Annotated in this window: 19 protein-coding genes; 6 read left to right on the forward strand and 13 right to left on the reverse strand. The window is 35.1% G+C overall.

The window, feature by feature from the left end:
• Nucleotides 1-65: 65 nt before the first annotated feature.
• The gene (locus tag JG553_RS11780) at nucleotides 66-410 is read right to left on the reverse strand and encodes a complement inhibitor SCIN family protein (protein WP_000211597.1); all 345 of its coding nucleotides are present in this window, start codon (nucleotides 408-410) and stop codon (nucleotides 66-68) included.
• A 189-nt stretch (nucleotides 411-599) separates the two neighbouring features.
• On the opposite strand from JG553_RS11780, the gene coa reads away from it, so the two are divergent.
• Entirely contained in the window at nucleotides 600-2,510 is a 1,911-nt protein-coding gene (gene coa / locus JG553_RS11785) for a staphylocoagulase (RefSeq protein WP_000744074.1), read from the forward strand.
• A gap of 181 nt (nucleotides 2,511-2,691) precedes the next feature.
• Here coa and JG553_RS11790 read toward each other — a convergent pair whose 3' ends face one another.
• The 6 genes from JG553_RS11790 to fadX all read right to left on the reverse strand — a co-directional run bounded on the left by JG553_RS11790 (nucleotide 2,692) and on the right by fadX (nucleotide 11,191).
• Nucleotides 2,692-2,799: a hypothetical protein gene (locus tag JG553_RS11790; RefSeq protein WP_001790533.1), complete on the reverse strand. Its 108-nt coding sequence runs from the start codon at nucleotides 2,797-2,799 to the stop codon at nucleotides 2,692-2,694.
• Between the two features lie 314 nt (nucleotides 2,800-3,113).
• Complete coding sequence (locus JG553_RS11795) at nucleotides 3,114-4,298, reverse strand: thiolase family protein (protein WP_001154617.1); 1,185 nt, start codon at nucleotides 4,296-4,298, stop codon at nucleotides 3,114-3,116.
• 29 nt (nucleotides 4,299-4,327) lie between these two features.
• The gene (fadB, locus tag JG553_RS11800; RefSeq protein WP_000154514.1) at nucleotides 4,328-6,589 is read right to left on the reverse strand and encodes a 3-hydroxyacyl-CoA dehydrogenase/crotonase FadB; all 2,262 of its coding nucleotides are present in this window, start codon (nucleotides 6,587-6,589) and stop codon (nucleotides 4,328-4,330) included.
• 185 nt (nucleotides 6,590-6,774) lie between these two features.
• Nucleotides 6,775-7,986 carry an acyl-CoA dehydrogenase FadE gene (gene fadE / locus JG553_RS11805; protein WP_000142189.1) on the reverse strand — a complete coding sequence of 404 codons (1,212 nt, stop codon included), beginning with the start codon at nucleotides 7,984-7,986 and terminating at the stop codon, nucleotides 6,775-6,777.
• Nucleotides 7,987-8,097: 111 nt separating this feature from the next.
• The gene (gene fadD / locus JG553_RS11810; RefSeq protein WP_001008401.1) at nucleotides 8,098-9,603 is read right to left on the reverse strand and encodes a long-chain-fatty-acid--CoA ligase FadD; all 1,506 of its coding nucleotides are present in this window, start codon (nucleotides 9,601-9,603) and stop codon (nucleotides 8,098-8,100) included.
• A 25-nt stretch (nucleotides 9,604-9,628) separates the two neighbouring features.
• Nucleotides 9,629-11,191, reverse strand: a complete 1,563-nt coding sequence (gene fadX / locus JG553_RS11815; RefSeq protein ID WP_000810038.1) for a fatty acid degradation protein FadX — start codon at nucleotides 11,189-11,191, stop codon at nucleotides 9,629-9,631.
• A gap of 455 nt (nucleotides 11,192-11,646) precedes the next feature.
• Here fadX and JG553_RS11820 point away from each other — a divergent pair, with 455 nt between their 5' ends.
• A complete protein-coding gene (locus tag JG553_RS11820; RefSeq protein WP_001789851.1) occupies nucleotides 11,647-12,789 on the forward strand; it encodes a PrsW family intramembrane metalloprotease in 1,143 nt (380 codons plus the stop codon).
• A gap of 313 nt (nucleotides 12,790-13,102) precedes the next feature.
• On the opposite strand, the gene nikA is transcribed toward JG553_RS11820, so the two are convergent.
• From nikA to JG553_RS11840, 4 genes are all read right to left on the reverse strand, one after another.
• The gene (nikA, locus tag JG553_RS11825) at nucleotides 13,103-14,578 is read right to left on the reverse strand and encodes a nickel ABC transporter substrate-binding protein (RefSeq protein WP_000669653.1); all 1,476 of its coding nucleotides are present in this window, start codon (nucleotides 14,576-14,578) and stop codon (nucleotides 13,103-13,105) included.
• Nucleotides 14,579-14,775: 197 nt separating this feature from the next.
• A complete protein-coding gene (locus tag JG553_RS11830) occupies nucleotides 14,776-15,132 on the reverse strand; it encodes a DUF488 domain-containing protein (protein WP_000215216.1) in 357 nt (118 codons plus the stop codon).
• A 156-nt stretch (nucleotides 15,133-15,288) separates the two neighbouring features.
• Entirely contained in the window at nucleotides 15,289-15,462 is a 174-nt protein-coding gene (locus JG553_RS11835; protein WP_000773989.1) for a hypothetical protein, read from the reverse strand.
• A 25-nt stretch (nucleotides 15,463-15,487) separates the two neighbouring features.
• The gene (locus JG553_RS11840; protein ID WP_000954810.1) at nucleotides 15,488-16,633 is read right to left on the reverse strand and encodes a globin domain-containing protein; all 1,146 of its coding nucleotides are present in this window, start codon (nucleotides 16,631-16,633) and stop codon (nucleotides 15,488-15,490) included.
• A gap of 154 nt (nucleotides 16,634-16,787) precedes the next feature.
• Here JG553_RS11840 and JG553_RS11845 point away from each other — a divergent pair, with 154 nt between their 5' ends.
• Together JG553_RS11845 and JG553_RS11850 are read left to right on the forward strand one after the other, a co-directional pair.
• Nucleotides 16,788-16,895 carry a hypothetical protein gene (locus tag JG553_RS11845; RefSeq protein WP_001789859.1) on the forward strand — a complete coding sequence of 36 codons (108 nt, stop codon included), beginning with the start codon at nucleotides 16,788-16,790 and terminating at the stop codon, nucleotides 16,893-16,895.
• A gap of 310 nt (nucleotides 16,896-17,205) precedes the next feature.
• Nucleotides 17,206-18,159, forward strand: a complete 954-nt coding sequence (locus JG553_RS11850) for an L-lactate dehydrogenase (protein WP_001031886.1) — start codon at nucleotides 17,206-17,208, stop codon at nucleotides 18,157-18,159.
• Nucleotides 18,160-18,326: 167 nt separating this feature from the next.
• Here JG553_RS11850 and JG553_RS13400 read toward each other — a convergent pair whose 3' ends face one another.
• Both JG553_RS13400 and JG553_RS11855 read right to left on the reverse strand, forming a co-directional pair.
• Nucleotides 18,327-18,452, reverse strand: coding sequence for a hypothetical protein (locus tag JG553_RS13400; protein ID WP_001789457.1), 126 nt, complete (start codon nucleotides 18,450-18,452; stop codon nucleotides 18,327-18,329).
• A 26-nt stretch (nucleotides 18,453-18,478) separates the two neighbouring features.
• Nucleotides 18,479-20,008 carry a PTS transporter subunit EIIC gene (locus tag JG553_RS11855; RefSeq protein WP_000838204.1) on the reverse strand — a complete coding sequence of 510 codons (1,530 nt, stop codon included), beginning with the start codon at nucleotides 20,006-20,008 and terminating at the stop codon, nucleotides 18,479-18,481.
• A 361-nt stretch (nucleotides 20,009-20,369) separates the two neighbouring features.
• On the opposite strand from JG553_RS11855, the gene JG553_RS11860 reads away from it, so the two are divergent.
• Both JG553_RS11860 and JG553_RS11865 read left to right on the forward strand, forming a co-directional pair.
• Nucleotides 20,370-21,305, forward strand: a complete 936-nt coding sequence (locus JG553_RS11860; protein ID WP_000823215.1) for a nucleoside hydrolase — start codon at nucleotides 20,370-20,372, stop codon at nucleotides 21,303-21,305.
• 109 nt (nucleotides 21,306-21,414) lie between these two features.
• A complete protein-coding gene (locus JG553_RS11865; protein WP_001791653.1) occupies nucleotides 21,415-21,513 on the forward strand; it encodes a hypothetical protein in 99 nt (32 codons plus the stop codon).
• The last annotated feature ends 55 nt before the right edge of the window (nucleotides 21,514-21,568 follow it).

The following is a 21,568-nucleotide window of genomic DNA, read 5'->3' on the forward strand; positions in this document are numbered from 1 at the left end:
CATATGACAAGTATTTGTATGGCAATTTGGCGTCACAAACACTTACATGATTTATTGGTGAATTATTAATTGTTTTGTGAATGCAAAGGGTTAGAAATTGAATTGTAAATACTTTCTAATCTTTGTTTCGCTTTAGTCATTTGATCCAAATTTTTAGTGCGTATAGCGGATTTTGCAATATAGTGCGCAGCTAAAATATCGCGTTTTTGAAACGCATCTAAATTTAGGTACGATAATTTATTTAAGTCAGTGTTTGCTATTAATTCATGTAATTGATCTACAAGCGCTTGATGTTGATACGTATGTGATGTAGTTTCAGATTTGCTTGCTAATTTAATACCAGTCGTATCAAGGAGCGCCGCTTTAATACCAGCAACTAAATATGTTTTGATTTTCATTTGTGTTGTCATGCTTTGTTACTCCTTTGATGTACATTAATCAAAAAAATTATACACTATTGTATATTGCAAAGCTAATTAACTATAACAAAAAGATAGTTAATGCTTTGTTTATTCTAGTTAATATATAGTTAATGTCTTTTAATATTTTGTTTCTTTAATGTAGATTGGGCAATTACATTTTGGAGGAATTAAAAAATTATGAAAAAGCAAATAATTTCGCTAGGCGCATTAGCAGTTGCATCTAGCTTATTTACATGGGATAACAAAGCAGATGCGATAGTAACAAAGGATTATAGTGGGAAATCACAAGTTAATGCTGGGAGTAAAAATGGGACATTAATAGATAGCAGATATTTAAATTCAGCTCTATATTATTTGGAAGACTATATAATTTATGCTATAGGATTAACTAATAAATATGAATATGGAGATAATATTTATAAAGAAGCTAAAGATAGGTTGTTGGAAAAGGTATTAAGGGAAGATCAATATCTTTTGGAGAGAAAGAAATCTCAATATGAAGATTATAAACAATGGTATGCAAATTATAAAAAAGAAAATCCTCGTACAGATTTAAAAATGGCTAATTTTCATAAATATAATTTAGAAGAACTTTCGATGAAAGAATACAATGAACTACAGGATGCATTAAAGAGAGCACTGGATGATTTTCACAGAGAAGTTAAAGATATTAAGGATAAGAATTCAGACTTGAAAACTTTTAATGCAGCAGAAGAAGATAAAGCAACTAAGGAAGTATACGATCTCGTATCTGAAATTGATACATTAGTTGTATCATATTATGGTGATAAGGATTATGGGGAGCACGCGAAAGAGTTACGAGCAAAACTGGACTTAATCCTTGGAGATACAGACAATCCACATAAAATTACAAATGAACGTATTAAAAAAGAAATGATTGATGACTTAAATTCAATTATTGATGATTTCTTTATGGAAACTAAACAAAATAGACCGAAATCTATAACGAAATATAATCCTACAACACATAACTATAAAACAAATAGTGATAATAAACCTAATTTTGATAAATTAGTTGAAGAAACGAAAAAAGCAGTTAAAGAAGCAGATGATTCTTGGAAAAAGAAAACTGTCAAAAAATACGGAGAAACTGAAACAAAATCGCCAGTAGTAAAAGAAGAGAAGAAAGTTGAAGAACCTCAAGCACCTAAAGTTGATAACCAACAAGAGGTTAAAACTACGGCTGGTAAAGCTGAAGAAACAACACAACCAGTTGCACAACCATTAGTTAAAATTCCACAGGGCACAATTACAGGTGAAATTGTAAAAGGTCCGGAATATCCAACGATGGAAAATAAAACGGTACAAGGTGAAATCGTTCAAGGTCCCGATTTTCTAACAATGGAACAAAGCGGCCCATCATTAAGCAATAATTATACAAACCCACCGTTAACGAACCCTATTTTAGAAGGTCTTGAAGGTAGCTCATCTAAACTTGAAATAAAACCACAAGGTACTGAATCAACGTTAAAAGGTACTCAAGGAGAATCAAGTGATATTGAAGTTAAACCTCAAGCAACTGAAACAACAGAAGCTTCTCAATATGGTCCGAGACCGCAATTTAACAAAACACCTAAATATGTTAAATATAGAGATGCTGGTACAGGTATCCGTGAATACAACGATGGAACATTTGGATATGAAGCGAGACCAAGATTCAATAAGCCATCAGAAACAAATGCATATAACGTAACAACACATGCAAATGGTCAAGTATCATACGGAGCTCGTCCGACATACAAGAAGCCAAGCGAAACGAATGCATACAATGTAACAACACATGCAAACGGCCAAGTATCATACGGAGCTCGTCCGACACAAAACAAGCCAAGCAAAACAAACGCATATAACGTAACAACACATGGAAACGGCCAAGTATCATATGGCGCTCGCCCAACACAAAACAAGCCAAGCAAAACAAATGCATACAACGTAACAACACATGCAAACGGTCAAGTGTCATACGGAGCTCGCCCGACATACAAGAAGCCAAGTAAAACAAATGCATACAATGTAACAACACATGCAGATGGTACTGCGACATATGGGCCTAGAGTAACAAAATAAGTTTGTAACTCTATCCAAAGACATACAGTCAATACAAAACATTACGTATCTTTACAACAGTAATCATGCATTCTATGATGCTTCTAACTGAATTAAAGCATCGAACAATCGGAAGCATATTTCTAAATTATTTATTCATTATAGTCTTAAACATAACATGACCTAATATATTACTAACCTATTAAAATAAACCACGCACATCTAAGTGATATACGACAATCACAGCAATAATAATTGCTTTAGAAAGTCGTGCCGAACTGGAACTTACAAGTCTAGTTCGAACACACACTGATGTGAGTGGTTTTCTTTATTTTAAACATGAACAATCAGATAAGTTACTAGCATTAGCAAATATTATTAAATCAAAGGGCTTCGATTCATAAAATTTAAAACAATGATTAAAATTAGACGTGTAAATGTTAAATTCTAAAACGGAAATAACCACCATCCCATTAAACCACTTTTTTTGTTCAATCACTATATTTCACACAGCTTCATTAATAAAACGAAATTGCTTCAACCCGCTTCAACTTCAACTGGCTTCAACTTCAGCCTACTTCATTCAATAACAAAACGAATCCGCTTCATCCAAAATCAACCATTCTAACGCACATATTCAAATATAGCAGCTGCACCCATGCCGACACCAATACACATCGTAACCATGCCGTAACGGCTATCGGGACGTCTACCCATTTCATTAAGTAAACGCGCGGTTAACATTGCGCCTGTAGCACCTAATGGATGACCTAAAGCAATAGCGCCACCATTCACATTCGTACGTGATATATCTAGACCTACTTCTTTAATAGATGCAATCGTTTGAGAAGCAAATGCTTCGTTCAATTCGATCAAATCAATGTCTTCAACAGATAGATTGCTGAGTGACAATACTTCAGGAATCGCATATGCAGGCCCAATACCCATAATTTTCGGGTCAACGCCTACTGCCTTAAAACCAACGAATCGTGCAATAGGTGTCACGCCGAGTTCTTTCACTTTATCTCCAGACATTAAAACTACAAATCCTGCACCATCAGAAAGTGGGGCAGATGTTCCTGCAGTCATAGTGCCGTCAGCTTTAAATACTGTACGTAATTTGGCTAATGCCTCCATCGTGGTGTCAGGGCGTATAAATTCATCTTGGTCAAAGATATTTGTGTGTACTTTTGGTCCTGCGTTTGTATATTCAACTGAGTTTACTTGTATTGGAATAATTTCATCTTTGAACCGACCATCACGTTGTGCGTCATAGGCACGTTGATGACTTCTGACAGCATAAGCATCTTGATCTTCGCGTGATACGTCAAATTGGGATGCTACATTTTCAGCAGTTAAACCCATAGGATATGACGCACCTATATCATCATATTGTAAGGTTGGATTGTTTGTGGGCTCGTTGCCACCCATTGGTACGGCACTCATCAATTCAACGCCACCAGCTACAAGTATATCTCCTTGACCAGCCATAATTTGATTGGCTGCAATCGCGATGGTTTGTAATCCTGATGAGCAGTAGCGATTCACTGTTTGACCCGGTACCGTGTCAGATAATCCCGCACGCAATGCAATCGTTCGTGCAATGTTTTGGCCTTGTAATCCTTCTGGAAAAGCCGTACCAACAATGACATCTTCAATCATATTCTTATTGAATTTTCCGTCAATACGTTTCAATACGCCTTGTAATACTTTGGCTGCGACATCATCAGGTCTTTCGTGGAATAATGCGCCTTGCTTTGCTTTCGCTGCGGCTGAACGCCCATAAGCTACAATGTATGCTTCTTGCATGGTTATCATCCTCTCTTAATGACTATCTTTTAATTACGTAATGGCTTACCAGTTTTTAACATATGTGCAATTCTTTCATATGATTTTTTAGATTTTAGTAAGTCAATAAAGCCAATTTTCTCCAACGATTGAATGTAACGTTGATTGATAAATGTATTTCTTGGTAAATCACCACCCGCTAAAATTGTGGCGATATTTAAGGCAATATGATAATCATGGTCGCTAATAAAATGACCCCGTCTTTGCGCATCTAATTGTCCTTGGATCAATGCTTTGAAGTCTTCACCTAAAGCGATATATTGATGTCTAGGATTCGGAATATAGTTTGTTTCTGCTTCATATTTCGCACGTTTGAGCGCAACTTCGACACGTTGTGCTGTATTGAAAATAATCGTATCTGTATCACGTAAATAACCATAACGACGTGCCTCAAAGGCATTTGTAGAGACTTTCGCAAATGCGATATTCGTCAGTACTTTTGTCATGGAAGCTTGTTTGTCATCAAACTTATGCGATGTGCGTAATATGCGATCAGCCATTTCTGCAAGGCCACCGCCACTCGGTAATAAGCCAACACCTGCTTCAACAAGACCGATATATGTTTCACTTGCAGCGACAACAATAGGTGAGTAAAGTACAAGCTCACAGCCACCGCCTAAGGCACGACCTTGAACAGCTGTGACTACTGGTTTCAAACTATACTTCAAACGATTAAAGCTATAATGTAATTTATCAATTGATTGTGCAACGACATCATCTACAAGACCGTCTTCATGCGCCTTTTTCATTAAGAAAAGGTTAGCACCCACACTGAAATTGTTACCATCTGCATAAATAACCATACTTGTGTAATGGTCATTTTCCAGTAAATCAATCGCATCAACTAACGCATCGTTGAATTCATCGGTAATGACATTATTTTTACTTTGTAATTTCAGTAACAGTTGATCATCATGAGTTACGGAAAGTTTGGCATCACCTTTATCCCAAAGTTCATCTTTTACGAAGTGAGAAATAGGTGTTGCATATTCAATGGTCTCATCTTGTTTATAAAAGCCACCATCTAAATCACTAATCCATTGTGGTAAGTCTCCAAGTTCGTCTTCCATACGTGTTTTAACACGTTCGTATCCCATTGCATCCCATAATTGGAATGGACCAAGTTTCCAGTTGAACCCCCAGACAAGCGCACGGTCTATGTCTCGGAAATCATCGGTAGCTTTAGGTACATTGATAGCAGAGTAATAGAAATTATTACGTAATGTCTCCCATAAAAATAGTCCCGCTTCGTCTTGCGCATTGAATATGGTATCAAGGTTATGCACTAAGTCTTTATTAAATTCATTTAAAATTGGTAATTGTGGTTGCGATACAGGTACATAATCTTGTTTTTCAACATCGTAAACAAGTCGAGCTTTAGTTTCTTTATCCTTTTTGTAAAATCCTTGTTTCGTTTTACGTCCGAGTGCGCCATTGTCAAACAACGTATTTACAATTTTGACATCATGAAAATAAGGTGTTTCTTCAGGTACTTGTTGCATGCCTTTAATTACAGACACTGCAATATCTAAACCGACTAGGTCAGATAGCGCATATGTACCTGTTTTAGGACGACCAATCGCTTGCCCAGTTAAAGCATCCACATCTACAATGCTTATCTTGTGTTGCTCGGCGCGATACATAATATCATTCATTGTTTGCGTGCCGACTCTATTTGCGACAAAGCCAGGCACATCATTGACGACAATGACACCTTTACCTAACACATTTTGCGCGAAATTTTTTACATCTAATATAATAGATTCCTTCGTGTGTGACGTAGGTATTAACTCCACTAATTTCATAATACGTGGTGGGTTAAAGAAATGTAGACCAAAGAATCGTTCTTGATCCTTCTCGTTAAATGCTTGAGCAATCGCATTAATTGGAATACCTGATGTATTTGTAGCGAATAAAGCATCTTCTTTAGCATGTTGTAGAACTTGTTGCCAAACAGCATGCTTAATTTCAATATCTTCTTTGACTGCTTCGATATATAAATCAGCATCATCATTTACCAAGTCATCATCAAAATTACCATATGTTAAATGACTCGCTAGATTTAAGTCGAATAGTAGCGGCCGTTTCTTATCTGTAATTTTATCGTAAGATTTTTTCGCAATGAGATTTGGATCGTTTTTGTCCACTACAATATCTAATAGTTTTACTTTAAGTCCAGCATTCACAAAAAGTGCTGCCAGTTGAGCGCCCATTGTGCCTGCGCCAAGAACGGTTACTTTATTAATTGTCATAGTGATTCCTCCAATTTAGTTGAGGATAAGATAACCATTAAGATAATTGGAATAACGTTGCTATTTTATAAAATTAATTAAGTATCTTTGACAGTCATCTTAGCCTCTTATTTAAGGAAAAAGCTTTATGCTTAAAATAAGTCTTTTTTAGTGAAATTAATGCATCTCATATAATTATTTGCTATTTATACGAAAGCAGAATCTCCAGTCAAAGCGCGTCCAATTACTAAGGCATTAATTTCATGTGTACCTTCGTACGTGTAAATCGCTTCTGCATCAGAGAAGAAACGTGCAATATCATAATCGTCAGCTAGTATGCCATTACCACCTGTAATACCGCGGCCCATAGCTACTGTCTCACGCAAACGTAAGGCATTCATCATCTTCGCCGTTGAAGTTGCAACCTCGTCATATTCACCATGTGCTTGCATATTAGCTAATTGAGCACATGTTGCCATTGCTTGAGCTAAATTACCTTGCATCATTGCTAGCTTTTCTTGTATTAACTGATATTTACTAATTGGTTTGCCGAATTGCTTACGCTCAGTGACATAATCTAATGTGGCACGTAAAGCGCCAGCCATACCACCTGTAGCCATATAAGCAACGCCTGCTCTCGTTGAATAAAGAATTTTGGCAATATCTTTAAAGCTTGTTATGTTTTGTAAGCGATCCGCTTCATCTACTTTGACATTAGTTAATTTAATTAGGGCGTTAGGAACAATGCGAAGTGCGATTTTATTATCAATGACTTCAATATCGACGCCATCTTGTTCTGGTCTGACTACAAAGCAATGGGGTTTGCCAGTTTCTTTATTTACTGCGAATACTGGAATGACATCAGATACATGTGCACCACCAATCCATTTCTTTTCACCATTGATAACCCAAGTATCGCCTTGGCGTTCAGCGACTGTTTCAAGACCTCCCGCAACGTCCGAACCGTGTTCTGGTTCAGTTAAAGCAAAGCATGTACGCAGTTCATGTGACTGTAATTTAGGTACATATTTCGCAATTTGTTCTTTGCTACCTCCGAAATAGAAAGTGTTATGCCCTAAACCTTGGTGAACACCGAGTAGGGTAGCTAAGGAAATATCAAATCGCGCGAGTAGGTAAGACATGAAAAACTGAAATAGTTGACTAGGCATTTTGGCGTTTGGACGATCCTTGTAAAGTAATGGATTGTTAAAATAATTTAATTCTCCCAGATCTTTAAAATAGTCCTCGGGTACAGTAGCGTCTATCCAATGTTGATTAATATTTTCACGGTACTTACTTTCTAGCAATGAATCTACTTGTTGTAAAAATTCGACTTCACCGTCTGTTAAACCTTTAGCAATACTAAGTACATCTTCAGGAAATAATGTTTTTAAGACCGTTTCTTTTTCAAATGTCATATAAATTCCTCCTAAAAATAATATGAATACTAATGTGAAATGCATTTAATTCAAAAACAACACGCTTTATTTGTAAACGCTTACACTAAATGTCAAAAATTTTTATCACCTTTAAAGTGTTTGCGAGACTTTGTCATTCATCATTTGTCGAATCGCAAGTTTATCTGGTTTCTGCGTACTGTTTAACGGCATATGTGTCACTGGTACATACATTCTTGGGACTTTATAACCTGCTAAACGACTTCGCATATGTTGATTTAAAATTTCAGCGTAATGAGGTTCATCTTCGCGAAGTATAATGGCTGCAGCAATTGATTCACCATATTTTGGATGATCATAGCCAACGACCACACACCGGTCTACTAGTGGATGCTCAGCTAAAGCATTTTCGACTTCGGATGGTAAGACATTTTCGCCACCAGTTATGATTAATTCTTTTTTGCGGTCAATAATAAATATATCGCCATCGTTGTCCATCTTCGCTAAGTCACCAGTTAATAAATATCGACCATGAAATGCTTTGGCAGTCTCTGCTGGTTTATTCCAATATCCTGGCGTGACATTTTTAGCCTTAATTGCAAGTTCGCCAATCTCACCAGTAGGTACTTCCTCACCGTTATCATCAAGGATACGTGCATCAACGAACATGACTGCTTTACCAATACTCATTGGCTTACGTTTTGAATTTTCCGGTGTATTAACAAGTACAAGAGGTGCTTCAGTTAAACCATAGCCGTTAATAATGTTTATGCCATATTGTTTAAAAGCTGCTTGGATACTTGGTAATGGTTGTGAACCACCTTGGATGATATAATCCATAGCTCTAAAATTTTCAGGATTAAAATTACTAGCACGTAGCGTACTATAATACATTGTCGGAATCATGATAATAAATGTAGGGTGATATTGTGCAATCATGTCATTCAATTCTTCGCCGTTAAAGTAACGTTGAAGAATAAGTGTGCCACCTGACATTAATACTGGTAATACAGTATCGTTAAACCCTAAAACATGGAACATTGGTGTTGATACAATCGTAATATAGTTTGAATTGAACTTATACGTCAGCTCTAAGTTTGCACCGTTATGAACAAATGATTCATATGAGAACATCACACCTTTAGGTGATCCGGTTGTACCACTTGTATAAATTAATGCTGCAAGATCTTGTGGTTCAACAGGTGTTGCTTGAAAAGGTTGGTGATAATCTGGATTTACGATTTCATCATATTGCGCCACATCAATATCCATATGCAATAAGTTTTGGTCAATATCGGTGAGTGAACTTAAATGTTTTTCAGCATAGAAGAGCAGTTTTAATTGTGCATCTTCCACAATGGCTGCAATTTCTTTTGGGTTAAGCCGCCAATTCAATGGTAAAAAAACCGCACCTGTTTTAAAACAAGCAAACAATAAATCTAATATTGCAATATCATTTGGCGCAAAAATACCGATAACATCGCCTTTTTTAACACCTTGAGATGTTAAATAATGTGCCATATTATCAGCGCGTGCATTGAGTTGTTGGTATGTCCAAGATGTTTGTTTTGCGTGATCAATAACGGCAGGCTTGTCATCATCGAAGTCTGAACGCGTTTTTATCCAATCGAAATTCATTAGTATACCCCCTTTAGCTTCACTTTCATACTTTATGAATTGATTGTTTAAGTTGTCCCCATTTTTCTTTGTAAATGCTGGTATCAATTAATTTTAAATGATCAGCAATAATTGGTTTAAAAGCCATTTGATTCAAAATATCTTTATGCAAATCAAGACCTGGTGCAATTTCAATTAGTTTCAAGCCTTGATTGGTGAGTTCGAATACTGCACGATCAGTAACAAAATAGATTTCTTGCTCGAGTGATTGTGAATATTGTGCATTAAAGTCGATATGGCTCACATCTGATACAAATTTCTGGTTTTGTCCTTCAGTTTCAATGTTTAATCGTTGATTATGGCATGAGACATGACTGCCAGCTACAAAAGTACCTGAAAAGATAATTTTATTTACAGATTGCGTAATGTCTATAAAGCCACCACATCCATTTAGTCGGTCATTGAAGTAAGACACGTTGACATTGCCGTATTGATCAACCTCAGCAAAGCTAAGATAGGCAACTGATACACCATTGTTATAAATAAAATCCCATGCTCGATCATGAGGCATGCGCACATCTGCATTGTAATTCATACCAAAATGTTCACGACTCCCAACGAATCCACCGAAAATGCCAACATCTAAAATCGGTTGCACATCATGTTCAACACATTCTTCATGCAATAAATTAGAGAGTTCATTATTGATGCCATAACCGATGCTAATTGTATCGCCATAAGTTAAAAACTGAGCAGCACGTCGGAGAATCAATTTGCGACTATTAAAAGGTAATGCGGGTTCAGGTATTCCATCAATTCGTTCTTCTCCAGACAAGGCTGGTAAATAATGACTTTGAATTACTTGGCGGTGATTCTTTTCATCTTCTGTGACGTATACATAATCGACAAGATTTCCTGGGATAACAACTTCATTCGGTTTTAGTTGATAGTCGTCAACTAAAGCTTTAACTTGTACAATAACTTTCCCATGATTGGCTTTCGCGTTTAATGCGACATGATAACACTCGCTCAAGTACGCTTCTTGAGTTAAATAAATGTTACCTTGTTGATCTGCGTATGTTCCTCTCAGTAGTGCCACATCAACGCTAGGGAATGTGTAATGTAAGTATGTTTCATCGTTGATGGTTACTAATGAAACTAAATCATCCGTTGTTCGTGTATTTACTTTACCGCCACCGTATCTAGGATCAACAGCTGTGTTTAATCCGATTTTAGTAATAACTCCAGGTAATAATTGATTACTCTGACGATAATGAGTTGCAATGATACCTTGTGGTAAAAAATAAGCTTCAATGTCATTATTTTTCATTGCTTGTGCCGTTTTGGAAGAAGCCGTTAAAATACTCATAATGACACGTTTAATCATGCGACGTTCTATAAAATCATCTAAATCCGGTGCGGCACCTAAACTATGAATATCATTCGCTAATATAAACGTTAAATCATTGGGCGTATGATATGTGTCATGTTGCGCTAACACAGCACGTAGAACTTCGGCGGGTAAGTTGGCTACAGCTAATGCTGGTAAACCAATCACATCACCATCTTTAATGATATGTTGTAAGTCGTGCCATGTGATTTGTTTCAAGCAAGTCACCTCCATCACATTTGATAAAATATAGCGTTTTTACACTTTGTGTAAACCCTTACAAGAAATATAACATAACGACGTTTAAAATCAATTAGAAATATCTTTTTATTCTGATAATAGACACAGTATAGACACATTTTGATGGTCGATAACAATTGTAATATCAAGGGTTTGTAATGAATTGAATATCATTAAAATACTTATATAAAAATATTGTTCGGAATATAAAAAGTTAAATAGGTTTTGATTTTTAAATATGAAATACAAAGTGCCCAATCGAACAAAGTATTTATATTAAAATATGGAAAATCCATCAATATTAAATTAAAATAGTTTTATTATGAAAAGTGAAAGTAGGTAAGTCTATGGAAGGTCTTAATCATCGAAGAAATACAGAAAAAGAAGAGACAACACAAACGCAATCAGTTGCACCTAATACAGGTGAAGAGGGGATGTCATCAGCAAGTACACAATCAACTAAGACGTCCGACATACATAATGAATCTATCGATAAACAAATGGAAGCTAAAGCGCATGAAACAGCGCAAAATACAGATTTAAAAAACGAAGCAAGAAGTTTATTTGATAATGCAACCAAATCAATCGGTAGACTAGCGGGCAATGATGAAAGCTTAAATCTTAATTTAAAAGATATGCTTTCTGAAGTATTTAAGCCGCATACTAAAAACGAAGCAGATGAAATATTTATAGCGGGTACTGCTAAAACTACGCCAGCAATTTGTGACATATCAGAAGAATGGGGGAAGCCATGGCTCTTTTCTCGAGTATTCATCGCTTTCACAGTAACATTTATTGGATTATGGGTCATGGCAGCAATTTTTAATAACACTAACGCGATTCCGGGTCTCATTTTTATAGGGGCTTTAACAGTACCATTATCGGGTTTGTTCTTCTTTTATGAATCAAATGCGTTTAAAAATATTAGCATTTTTGAAGTTATTATCATGTTCTTTATTGGCGGCGTATTTTCATTACTAAGTACGATGGTATTATATAGATTTGTCGTTTTTAGTGATCAATTCGAAAGGTTTGGTTCTTTAACATTTTTCGATGCATTTTTAGTAGGATTAGTTGAAGAAACTGGAAAAGCACTCATTATTGTTTATTTCGTCAATAAATTGAAAACAAATAAGATTTTGAATGGATTATTAATCGGTGCTGCTATTGGTGCAGGGTTCGCAGTTTTTGAATCAGCAGGTTATATTTTGAATTTCGCTTTAGGAGAAAATGTCCCATTATTAGATATTGTCTTCACACGTGCGTGGACTGCGATTGGTGGTCATTTAGTTTGGTCAGCGATTGTTGGTGCTGCAATAGTTATTGCGAAAGAACAGCATGGCTTTGAATTCAAAGATATTTTTGATAAACGCTTTTTAATATTCTTTTTATCAGCCGTTGTTTTACATGGCATTTGGGATACATCTTTAACTGTACTTGGCAGTGATACGTTGAAAATATTTATTTTAATCGTTATTGTGTGGATACTTGTATTCATTTTAATGGGGGCAGGTTTAAAACAAGTGAATTTACTGCAGAAAGAATTTAAAGAACAACAGAAAAAAGTAGACGAATAATAATTAAAGCTTATGTTGCTCATATGTTTGTGACATAAGCTATTTTTATAATTTGTCTTTAAAAGAGTGGAATAGGAATACTTTTTGGAGTTAAAAAAGTGTTTCACGTTAAACAAATAGTGACAATTAGATTTATATAAAATGAACATGATTCACTGAAAGTATGTAATAATCATTTTATTGAAATTCATCAAACAGAAATTAATACAATCATATAAGCAAATTAAACCACGCCATAATCATATTGGATGACTTCGGCGTGGTTTTTATAGTTGAAGCAGGGCTGAGACATAAATCAATGTCCCACACTCCCTTATCGTTCAATCGTTGTTCGATAATCGATTAAATAGATACCTTCAGGTGTTACTTTATAATTTTTAACCTTAGAGTTAGCAGCGACTATTTGATCGTTGTAAGCAATATAACTGTTTGGTACATCTCGACTTGATAATTTAATAATATCATTAGAAATATTGTGACGTTCCTTAACATCTACAGTATGATTCAATTGATTAATTAAATCATCGACGTTGCTATTATTGTAGTCTCCTTTATTAATAGCACCATCTTTTTTATATGCTTGATTAAAGAAATAACCTGTATCTCCACGAGGAATTGTTCCGAAACTATACATCGTTGCATCCCATGCAGAACGGTCTTTTAAGTAACCTTCTATGTCATCAACACTTTTAATGTCGATTTCAATATTTGCTTTTTTAGCATCTGATTGTAATACTTGCGCAATTTTCGATAGCTCTGGACGACCGTCATACGTAATTAACTTAATTTTTAAAGGGTGTTCTTTTGTATAACCATCTTTAGCTAATAACATTTTTGCTTGTTCGATATTTTGTTTGGTTAACTTAGGTTCTTTAATATATGGAATTTTATCATTAAATGGACTCGTTGCAGGTTTCGCATAACCTTGATAAATATGATCTGCAATACCTTGTCTATCAATGATATGATCTAATGCTTCACGAACGGATTTAGTCATTTTTTTATTAGTATGATTATACATAAGTAAAGAAGTTCTAAATCCAGATTCTTTTGACACTTTTAAATTTTGATTATTTTCTATGTCTTGAACTTTATTAACTGGGACATCAGTTATTAAATCATCTTTTTGAGATTCTAAATTTCTGACGCGATTATTGCCGTCTTCTTGGTACGTCACAGTAATATGATCAAGTTTCGGTTTACCTTGCCAATAGTCCTTAAAATTCGACAATGATATTTTTCGAGATTGCTTATAATCTTTTATTTGGTAAGGGCCTGTACCAACAGGAGTTTGATTAACATCTGATTTAGCATCTGTATCATAAATTGCCATAAAAGGATTAGCTAATTCAGATACAAGTTCAGGGTAAGCGGAGTTGGTTTTAATTGTCAGTTTTTGACCTTTAGCGGTAATTGATGATATTGGTAATGAATATTTGACCAAGTCGCTTTTTTTCATGCTATTTTCAAGGCTAGATTTCACTTTTTCTGCAGTCAATTTTTGACCGTTTTGAAATTTAATATTATCTTTTAATTCTATATCTAACGTTGTATCATTTGGTTGATGATACGATTTCACTAATGCTTTTTCTATTTTTCCTTGATCATTTGTTTTAAATAATGATTCTGCAGCACCAATCTTAACTGGTACATCTGTTTCATAAGGTGCAATAGACTTTGTTTTTAACGGTAACGAAATATTTAAGTCTTTGCCAGATGAATGCATTGAGCCACATCCTGATAACACTAATACTGCTGAAAATATAGTTGCTAGTCTTTTAAACTTCATTTCATTAACACTCTCTTTCTAATTACTATGTAAAACCCAACAATTAATATTTTAAAACTTTATTTTGTTAAAGTAAAATGTTGTTCAAGTTTAGTAATTATTAAAGTTCAATTAATTGTAGTAATTATGCTTTTTAAAAATAAATATTAGAAATGAAGTTAGCGACATTTATAGTGATTCACGATAAACATATATAACTAAGTATTGAGCAACTGCTGTAGTACTACAGCTTGGTTATGTTTAGTATCTTTTGCTGCATATAACAATAGAACATGATTATGCTGATTTACAATATCCTTTAATTTTTCAAAAGCATCTTTTTGCGCATCCTGATCACGTAATTCTTTTTCATATTTTTCTTTAAAAGCTCCAAAAAGTTTAGGATCATGTTGGAACCATTGTCGCAACTCAGTAGAAGGGGCAATGTCTTTTAACCAATAATCTAGGTTAGCAGTTCTTTTCGAAATACCTCTCGGCCAGACTCTATCGACTAGGATACGAATAGCGTCGGTATTATCTTTATTGTCATAAATCCGTCCAATATCTACGGTCATCTTGTGAACTCCTTTCTTATGAAATTCAGTGAGCATACATCAATGCATGTTGTGGTGGGACGACCAAATAAATTTTGCGAAAATATCATCTCTGTCCTACTCCCAATTAAAAAACAGCCATGACAAAGTAAAGTCATAGCTGTTTTGGTATAGATGTCATTTATTTTTACGTTTAGTTAAATACTTCAAACCAACTGCAAAGACCGTGTACCCGGCTATGGTTTGTATCAATGTTTTAATTAAATTATTATTTTTAACAATAATATTTGCAGTAACAATACTTACGAAATATAATGCAAATACTTTTACGTAACGTTGATTAAGTTTCATATGAGCACTAAACCTCTTTTCTCAGTTATACTGCAACGCTTAGTCTTGGAATAAATGTTTCGTAGTGTACGCGATCCATATCGTAATTTAAAGATTTAAGTGCTTCGATCATAGATTGTAAGAATTTTGTACCACCACAGATATAAATTTCAGGTTTATTTGCTAAAAATACTTGTAATTCTTCAGCACCAATATAGCCTTGTTTATCTTTTAAGTGTGTATATAATTTAGCGTTGTCATGATGGCTTGCGATACTGTTGAAGTTGTCTTTGAAAGGTAAATGTTGTTCATTTTCAGCAACTTGAACCATCTGTGTATCTAAACCTTTGGCAGAGGCAGCTTCATACATAGCTACTAAAGGTGTAACACCAATACCTGAACCTAAGAAAAGTTGTGGTTCAGTCGTATTCTCTAATACGAATCCACCTACAGGCGCAGCTAAATTAATCATATCGCCTTCTTTAATCTCATCGTGTAAAATTGTTGAAACTTCGCCTTCATGTTCTGTTGTGACATCACGTTTAACGCCAAAAGTTAAATGGTTTTTTTCACCTGATACGATAGAATAGTGACGTTTAGCTCTATATGGAAGTTTATCACTAGAAACATCAACTGTGATGTATTGGCCTGGTGTAAATTCACTAAAGTCATATTCTTCAGTTTCAACTGTAAATGATTTAATGTCTTCAGATTCTTGTTTAATATTGGTAATTTTGAATGGTTTAAAACCAATCCACATCATTTGATCATAAATTTCTTTTTCAATTTGGATGAACACATCCGCAATAACGCCATATGCTTTTGCCCAAGCTTGAATGACAGGGTCATTTTCTTCTAATCCTGTCACGTCTTGAATGGCTTTTAATAAATTTTTCCCCACAATTGGATAATGTTCAGCATAAACTTGTAGTGCGCAGTGTTTATATGCGACTGGCATAATGACTGGTTTAATAACACTTAAGTTATCGATATTAACCGCTGCGGCCATTACAGCTTGTGCTAATGCTGAAGATTGCATGCCTCGTTTTTGGTTCGTTTGATTAAACATGTTTAAAAGTTCAGGATGCGCTTTAAACATTTTTGGATAAAAGATTGACGTAATTTCTGTCCCTTTCTCTTTAAGTAAAGGCACCGTTTGTTTGATAATGTCTTTCTCTTGTTCTGTAAGCATGATACTCCTCCTTTAATCTGTATATTTTGATTATTCTACTAAAAATTTCGATATTCAATTAATTGGTTTGAGAAAATATAAATAAAATGGCAAATTTGATAATTGTATGACATTTTTAATTTTTTAAATACTTATCAATAAGCATTGTGTACAATTGTCTGTTTGCACACCGACGATTGAGCGCATTTATTTGACTAATTCAAAAAACATTGTTGTTTTCCTAGAAAAAAGTAAACATGATAATAAAAATGTGAAAGTGTAAATAATCACTGGCGAAGTACGAAGACTAAAGACATCTAAGATGTAATCGTATACAAATTAAAAAGGTGTAAAAATTAAAATAAAATGTGAAATAAATCACAATTTAATATTGACCCAGTACTTAATGCATGTTACATTTTATATGTGAAATAAATCACAAACTTAAAAGCGGATGACACATGACCTTTTAAGTTATGCGTTGAAAATAAAAGAGATGTTTATTTGCTTTTGTATCGTCAATAAGCAGCATTAAACTAACATATTTGAAGCTACATGTATGTTAGTGAATTAATCATAAGGGAGTTTTTGTAATGAACAAATTTAAAGGGAACAAAGTTGTATTAATAGGTAATGGTGCAGTAGGTTCAAGCTACGCATTTTCATTAGTGAACCAAAGCATTGTTGATGAATTAGTCATCATTGATTTAGACACTGAAAAAGTTCGAGGAGATGTTATGGATTTAAAACATGCCACACCATATTCTCCAACAACAGTTCGTGTGAAAGCTGGCGAATACAGTGATTGTCATGATGCGGATCTAGTTGTCATCTGTGCTGGTGCTGCACAAAAACCTGGAGAAACACGTTTAGATTTAGTATCTAAAAACTTGAAAATATTCAAATCAATTGTTGGTGAAGTAATGGCATCAAAATTTGATGGTATTTTCTTGGTAGCTACAAATCCTGTTGATATTTTAGCGTATGCAACATGGAAATTCTCTGGTTTACCTAAAGAACGTGTTATAGGTTCTGGTACAATTTTAGACTCTGCACGCTTTAGATTATTGTTAAGCGAAGCGTTCGATGTTGCGCCACGTAGCGTCGATGCTCAAATTATTGGTGAACATGGTGACACTGAATTACCAGTATGGTCACACGCTAATATTGCGGGTCAACCTTTGAAGACATTACTTGAACAACGTCCTGAGGGCAAAGCGCAAATTGAACAAATTTTTGTTCAAACACGTGATGTAGCATATGACATTATTCAAGCTAAAGGTGCCACTTATTATGGTGTTGCAATGGGATTAGCTAGAATTACTGAAGCGATTTTCAGAAATGAAGATGCCGTATTGACTGTATCAGCATTATTAGAAGGCGAATATGAGGAAGAAGATGTTTATATTGGTGTTCCAGCAGTCATCAATAGAAACGGTATTCGCAACGTCGTAGAAATCCCATTAAACGACGAAGAACAAAGCAAGTTCGCACATTCAGCTAAAACATTAAAAGATATTATGGCTGAAGCAGAAGAACTTAAATAACTTTTTATAAAATCTATACCATCCCAAAAATTGTAAAACCTTACCCAAAAAATTGTATAAAGGGCTATTTGATACAACTATATGTGTCGAGTGGCCCTATTTTTAATGTAGTGAAAGTCGTTGTTGAAATTAAATTCAAATCTGGCACTTAAGCTTTAATCATAGCATTAAGATGATTGTCTAGCAGAGGCGATTTGCGGGCTCACTACAGTGCATGATGAACTTAATGCTTCAAATGTAACATTAAAAATAAAAGCAACGATGTCACTTCTTACTTCGTACATCGTTGCCATTAGTTCTGTTGATATTTCGGTTAGTCTTAATCCCCGAGCAATTCTTCAATTTCATTTTTGATAACTGTAACGTGAGGCCCATAAATTACTTGCACACCAGTGCCTTGCTGGATTACACCTTTGGCACCAGTACTTTCGAGTAATACTTTATCGACTTTGTCATTTTGATGAAGTGTGACGCGTAGTCTCGTTGCACAACAGTCAACGATTTCAATGTTATCTTTGCCTCCCAAACCAGCAACAATAGTTTGTGCTCTTTCAGTAGCCTCAACTTGTTGTGCTGCAGCTTTATCTTCTCGACCAGGTGTTTTGAAATTAAATTTCGTAATTAAGAATCTGAAAACGATGTAATACAAACAGAACCACACAATTCCAATAGGTATGACGTATAGGTAGTTTGTTTTACTATTACCTTGTAGCACACCAAAGAGTAAGAAATCGATAAAGCCTCCACTGAAGGTTTGACCAATTGTAATGTTGAAAATGTCTGCCATCATAAATGCTAATCCATCAAAGAAGGCATGGATTACATAAAGAATAGGTGCGACAAACAAGAAACTAAACTCTAAAGGTTCGGTAATACCTGTTAAAAATGAAGTGAGTGCAGCGGATAACATTAAACCGCCGACAACTTTTTTATGTTCAGGTTTAGCTGTGTGATAAATTGCAAGTGCGGCACCACATAAGCCGAACATCATCGTAATAAAACGGCCTGACATAAAGCGTGACACACCTGAATAATACTTCGTCACATCTGGATCACCAAGTTGAGCAAAGAAGATGTTCTGCGTACCTTGAACTAAGTGCCCTTTGACTTCTAAAGTACCACCAAGTGCCGTCTGCCAAAACGGTAAGTAAAAAATATGGTGTAAACCGAGTGGACCTAACAATCTTAAGATGAAGCCATAAACAAAAGTACCGATGGCACCTGTTTTCGTTACAAATCCACCAACATGATAAATGCCGGCTTGTATGCTTGGCCAAATGAAAAACATCAATACACCTAAAAAGATTGCGGCAAATGCTGTGACAATAGGGACAAATCTAGAGCCACCAAAGAAACCTAAATACGGTGGTAATACCACTTTGTGATATTTGTTGTGAAGTATTGCGGTCATAATACCTGTGATAATCCCGCCAAAAACACCGGTTTCAACCGTTTGTATACCGAGCACCATGCCTTGTCCATTTTGTGCAAGCTGATCTTTTGCCAATGTGCCCGTGATAGTTAATAAGCCATTCATAGTTGCGTTCATAATTAAGAAACCGAGCAGCGCAGCTAAACCTGCAGTACCTTTATCGCTTCTAGATAATCCGATTGCGACACCAATTGCAAAGATGACCGGTAAATTTTGGAAAACAATACTACCTGCAGCTGACATTAATGTAAAAATATTTTGTAATAAGGTAATATCTAAAATAGGGTATGCTTTAACGGTGTTTGGATTACTTAATGCACCACCGATACCCAACAATAGACCTGCAGCTGGTAAGATTGCGATAGGTAACATAAAGGACTTGCCGAACTGCTGTGCTTTTTCAAATAAAGATTTCATCAACATCCCTCCTAATTATTCTCAATATAGCTTTTGAGAAATTTAATATCAATATATATTCTGTGTATGAAAATATTTTTCATAAAAATTGTTTGAATCATGTAACAATCATATAAATTGCTGTTTATATTGTTGTGAAAATGAGTTGACAAAAGTCGGTATAGATATGTAGACATCCTATTTTTAGCGAGGTAGGTTGATAAGGCATATCGGATAAATTTATAAGCCATAAAATAGATAAATAGTGTTTGTATCCAAAAATATGAGAAAGTTAAAACTATTTTTCAAAATAAACATGATTCACCACATAAATAAATATACATAAGCTATCGATAACAACTTAAGAAAGGTGGATATATAAATGAAAAGAAAGATTATTATGGATTGTGATCCAGGACACGATGATGCAATAGCATTAATTTTAGCGGGGGCAATTGACAGTCCACTAGAGATATTAGCTGTAACAACAGTCGCAGGTAATCAATCAGTTGACAAGAATACGACAAACGCCTTGAACGTATTGGATATTATGGGACGCCAAGATATAGCAGTAGCGAAAGGTGCGGATAGGCCGTTAATTAAACCAGCTGCCTTTGCTTCTGAAATACATGGGGAATCTGGATTAGATGGTCCGAAACTACCGTCGACACCATCACGTCAAGCAGTTGCAATGCCAGCATCAGATGTGATTATAAACAAAGTGATGACGAGTGATACACCTGTAACAATTGTAGCGACAGGTCCTCTTACGAATGTAGCAACGGCATTGATTCGTGAGCCAAGAATCGCTGAGCATATTGAATCTATTACTTTGATGGGTGGTGGTACATTTGGAAATTGGACGCCTACAGCAGAATTCAATATTTGGGTAGATGCTGAAGCAGCGAAGCGTGTTTTTGAAAGTGGGATTACTATAAATGTGTTTGGTTTAGATGTAACACATCAAGTTTTAGCCGACGATCACGTGATTGAACGCTTTGAAAGTATCAATAATCCTGTTGCACAGTTCGTCGTAGAATTATTGCAATTCTTTAAGAAGACATACAAGACTCACTTTAATATGGATGGTGGTCCAATACATGATGCTTGTACAATTTTGTATTTGTTACAACCAGAATTGTTTACAATGGTACCCGTTAATATCGACATTGAACATCAAAGTCCACTAACTTATGGCACTATGGCTGTCGATTTAAATCATGTTACAGGTAAGCCTGCCAATGCTTATTTTGCTACAGCAGTTGATGTTGAAGAAGTGTGGAACTTGATAGACCATAAGTTACGTACATACGAATAATAATACTTAATTAAATAGATACAGTTAACCCTAAGGCGCCTGATATAAGCGTCCTTAGGGTTTTTGTATTGGGTTACAATGGTCATGACAATTTGATAATGATTGAGATATGTATGTTAAAAATGCTTCAAAAAAACACAAAACACAAAAATATATGCAAAAATTTCAATTGCTTTATTTTAAAAGATTAAAATCACAAAAAATATAGATATAATTGAAATGTTGTTAAAACATCACAATGATGTACATGCTCATTTTGAAAA

This window comes from Staphylococcus sp. T93, assembly GCF_016743875.1.
In the GTDB taxonomy this organism is placed as follows: domain Bacteria; phylum Bacillota; class Bacilli; order Staphylococcales; family Staphylococcaceae; genus Staphylococcus; species Staphylococcus aureus.

Excerpts from the sequence above, each read along its gene's own strand:
- JG553_RS11780 (WP_000211597.1), bottom strand. The coding sequence starts at position 410 with ATGACAACACAAATGAAAATCAAAACATATTTAGTTGCTGGTATTAAA.
- coa (WP_000744074.1), top strand. The coding sequence starts at position 600 with ATGAAAAAGCAAATAATTTCGCTAGGCGCATTAGCAGTTGCATCTAGC.
- JG553_RS11795 (WP_001154617.1), bottom strand. The coding sequence starts at position 4,298 with ATGCAAGAAGCATACATTGTAGCTTATGGGCGTTCAGCCGCAGCGAAA.
- fadB (WP_000154514.1), bottom strand. The coding sequence starts at position 6,589 with ATGACAATTAATAAAGTAACCGTTCTTGGCGCAGGCACAATGGGCGCT.
- fadE (WP_000142189.1), bottom strand. The coding sequence starts at position 7,986 with ATGACATTTGAAAAAGAAACGGTCTTAAAAACATTATTTCCTGAAGAT.
- fadD (WP_001008401.1), bottom strand. The coding sequence starts at position 9,603 with ATGAATTTCGATTGGATAAAAACGCGTTCAGACTTCGATGATGACAAG.
- JG553_RS11820 (WP_001789851.1), top strand. The coding sequence starts at position 11,647 with ATGTCATCAGCAAGTACACAATCAACTAAGACGTCCGACATACATAAT.
- nikA (WP_000669653.1), bottom strand. The coding sequence starts at position 14,578 with ATGAAGTTTAAAAGACTAGCAACTATATTTTCAGCAGTATTAGTGTTA.
- JG553_RS11830 (WP_000215216.1), bottom strand. The coding sequence starts at position 15,132 with ATGACCGTAGATATTGGACGGATTTATGACAATAAAGATAATACCGAC.
- JG553_RS11835 (WP_000773989.1), bottom strand. The coding sequence starts at position 15,462 with ATGAAACTTAATCAACGTTACGTAAAAGTATTTGCATTATATTTCGTA.
- JG553_RS11840 (WP_000954810.1), bottom strand. The coding sequence starts at position 16,633 with ATGCTTACAGAACAAGAGAAAGACATTATCAAACAAACGGTGCCTTTA.
- JG553_RS11850 (WP_001031886.1), top strand. The coding sequence starts at position 17,206 with ATGAACAAATTTAAAGGGAACAAAGTTGTATTAATAGGTAATGGTGCA.
- JG553_RS13400 (WP_001789457.1), bottom strand. The coding sequence starts at position 18,452 with ATGGCAACGATGTACGAAGTAAGAAGTGACATCGTTGCTTTTATTTTT.
- JG553_RS11855 (WP_000838204.1), bottom strand. The coding sequence starts at position 20,008 with ATGAAATCTTTATTTGAAAAAGCACAGCAGTTCGGCAAGTCCTTTATG.
- JG553_RS11860 (WP_000823215.1), top strand. The coding sequence starts at position 20,370 with ATGAAAAGAAAGATTATTATGGATTGTGATCCAGGACACGATGATGCA.
- JG553_RS11865 (WP_001791653.1), top strand. The coding sequence starts at position 21,415 with ATGTATGTTAAAAATGCTTCAAAAAAACACAAAACACAAAAATATATG.